This is a genomic window from Mycobacterium sp., from assembly GCF_035603715.1.
Taxonomy (GTDB): Bacteria; Actinomycetota; Actinomycetes; order Mycobacteriales; family Mycobacteriaceae; genus Mycobacterium.
In genome coordinates this window covers 1-2,816 of record NZ_DATNJW010000705.1, presented here as the reverse complement: position 1 = coordinate 2,816, position 2,816 = coordinate 1, and the positions used below count along the sequence as shown (strand labels likewise).

The window sequence follows — 2,816 nt, the reverse complement described above, 5'->3', positions numbered from 1 at the left end:
TGCGTGCCGGCCACGTGCCGCAGCACCACCCGGGCGCCGGTGCGGTTCGCGATCTGCAGCAGCGGAATCGCGAAGGGGTCGACCTCCCAGCCGACTTCGACATGGCCGACCGTTTCGCCGTCGACAACCAGGTCGGCGTGTTCGAGGCCCTGCGCGGGGGTTGCCGACGGCCCCTCTGCGCGCAGCCAGCGCAGTCGCGCGGTGTTGGCCGGTAACTCGTCCGGGTCGGGCTCCGGCGGCTCCTCAGCGTGCAGCAGCGCGTCGGCGACCTCATAAACCCGGTCGGCGTCCCAGCCCGGTACGTCGCCGCGGGCGTGCAGCACCGCGCGGTGGTCGCCGCGCAGCGCGGCGCCGTCGATGACGACGACCTTCACCCGGTCCAGCCGGCGCAGCGCGCCTGGGTCGAGGATCATCTGCCCGTCGTCGGCGAGTCCGCGGCCCAGCACCGCGGCGAAGGACTGCCGGCCCATGTGCGCGGCCTTGGGTATGCCGGCAAGCACGGCGCCGGCGGCGTCTTCAGGGCCGCCGCCGGCGACCAGTGCGCTCGCGGCCGCGATCAGCGAACCGTTAGCGGCCTGATCGACGTAATCCTCGACCGGTCCGGCCATCGATCCTTTCGCGGTGTCGATGGCCGCGTCGATCGATCCATCGACCACGACGTGCGAGGCTTCGCCAGCTGCGGCCGCGGCCCAATTATGCCGGGGCGCTTGCGATTTGACTCCGGCTGACGAGATGACCGGGACGACCGGAGCCTGCGGCCTATTAGGAGAGGCCAGCTGCGGCTCCCGGTCGCGCCAACGCCGGCGATGCGCCTCGGCTTCGGAGACTTGCAGGACTCGCTCGACCAAGTTCAGCAGCGGCGTGCCGACCGCCTGGGTCAATCCGTTGGCGGCGGCCGTCGACGCGCTGAGCACGAGATCAGTGCCGACCCGGCCCAGCCGCGACTCGAGCACGCCGATCATTCGCGGCTGGTTGTTGAGCAGCGCGGCCGCGGCTCGGGTGGTCTTTGGCGCCGCGGGCAGCCTGATCACCCAACCGGTGACCGCGGCGCCGATCGCGACGGCGTCGAAGGCGGCCGCGGTGAGCGGCACCAAGACCGCCAACGGGTTACCCGGATCGGCGAACGGCGCGGTCCGGATCTGCGGCTCTCGTCCCGCGGCGGCCAGGTCGGCGGCGGCGGAGTTCACCACATCGCGCACGGTCTCCAGGACGTCGTCGGCGTCGACACCGTCGTCGATCTCGACCACCAGTCGGCCCAAAGCCCCTTCGACGTGGGCGCTGGCCACGCCGGCGATTTCGCGGACCGGATCTTCGACCACGGCTGCGTGCTCGTGCCAGCGCGGGAACGGCAGCAGCGGGTCTAGGTCCAGGTGTACTCGTTGCCCGCTCTGCCAGCGCACGGTCGCCGAGGCGCCGTCCCGGTTGCCGGTGGTCGGCCGCGTGATCCCTAGCAGGCGTGTCGTCGACTGGCTCACGGAATCGAGCACCGGTTCGGTGAGCGTCTGCATCGCATCTGCGGCCGTCGTCACGCCGTGTACCCCGGCTTGCAACATTTGCACTGCTCCGCCGGCGACCCCCCCGACCAAGGCGGTTACACCTGGAACCCTCATTACCCATCCTTCACAACGTCTACGGTGTCGATCAGCTCCGCCTCGGCACAGCGGCGGCCTTGGCTGTACGACGAAATGGGGAGAAAGCGGTCACCCCCGTTAGTAGACGAGCGTACGTGTTACGACAGCCCGCAGCCGTGCGAAGAAATCGCACCGCGCCTTTGTGAGGATGTCGATCCGTCAGATGCGGATCGGATTTATGTGCAGCCGCTGACGTGGATGCGCCGGCCGACGCCGACACACACGTTCACATTCGGTGGTGGGGGAGGCGGCGGGAAATCCTGCGGGAGCGGCGCGTAGTCGCTCGGCGGCGGGACGTCCGCGAGGTTGGTGCATCCGCTCACCGAGATACGCCTGCCGACGCCTGCGCACACGTCGGCGTTGGCCACATCAGTGGTCACAACGGCATTCGAGGTGACGGCCAACATTGCAATCCCTGCGGCGATCCAGGCCCGCACGTGCTTCGGGTTCATGCGGTGCCCTGCCCGAGTAGCGGAGTCCAATTGCAACGTTCCCGGATGTCGGTCAGCGGCTGGCGGATGCCTTCGAGCTCGGCTTCCTCCTGCGGATTGTTGCTGAAGTAATTCTGTACCTGGCCCCCGATCTGATCCTTGGGCTGATCCTGAAGTCCGGTGTAGAACCCATTCACGTCCGGGTGGGTGAATAGGTAGGTGGTTAGCGACGTCGCGACACTGGCGGCAACGCCGGCCACGTCTGCGGCTGAGCAGTTTGGTGGCCGGGGCGTCGGGTCAGCCGCGGCAATTCCTGTGCCGCTGGACACCAATGTGCCGGCAATCACCCCGGCACCAACAGCGCCGACTACGACCCGACGCGACATGAACTTCGAGAGAGACATCACTGGCTCCTTTTGTGCGGTCACCGATCGTGGTCGTCCCCCGCCCTAGAGCTAAACAGATGCGGCGGGTCGCGCTGGCTGATTGACCGCAAAGCAGATCAGCGTGTCGGCGGCAGACCAAACACCCAAAACAGTTCCGGATCAAGAAAACCACGATCCCGGCGATCCCTGCTGCGCCGCCAGTGATGACGCGTATCGAATGCGCCCGCGAGAATCATCCGTTTAGTCGACGATGACTCCGCCGGTCAGATTGACGACGGTACCGGTCAGCGCAGCGGCCCGATCCGACGCCACGAACGCGGCCGCTTCGGCGAGTTCCGTCAGCGTCGTCGCACGTTTGCGGTGCGTCT

Annotated in this window: 2 protein-coding genes and 1 pseudogene; all 3 read right to left on the bottom strand. The window is 67.9% G+C overall.

The window, feature by feature from the left end:
• Nucleotides 1-1,610, bottom strand: a pseudogene (locus VN856_RS28395) (cation-translocating P-type ATPase); the annotation flags it as partial.
• Nucleotides 1,611-1,807: 197 nt separating this feature from the next.
• Nucleotides 1,808-2,083 carry a hypothetical protein gene (locus VN856_RS28390; RefSeq protein ID WP_414687076.1) on the bottom strand — a complete coding sequence of 92 codons (276 nt, stop codon included), beginning with the start codon at nucleotides 2,081-2,083 and terminating at the stop codon, nucleotides 1,808-1,810.
• A complete protein-coding gene (locus VN856_RS28385) occupies nucleotides 2,080-2,466 on the bottom strand; it encodes a heme-binding protein (protein ID WP_325695513.1) in 387 nt (128 codons plus the stop codon). The genes VN856_RS28390 and VN856_RS28385 overlap by 4 nt, the downstream gene beginning before the upstream one ends.
• Nucleotides 2,467-2,816: the final 350 nt, after the last annotated feature.

Bases quoted from the DNA above. Each gene is read 5' to 3' on its own strand.
- VN856_RS28390 (WP_414687076.1), bottom strand. From the start codon at position 2,083: ATGAACCCGAAGCACGTGCGGGCCTGGATCGCCGCAGGGATTGCAATG.
- VN856_RS28385 (WP_325695513.1), bottom strand. From the start codon at position 2,466: ATGTCTCTCTCGAAGTTCATGTCGCGTCGGGTCGTAGTCGGCGCTGTT.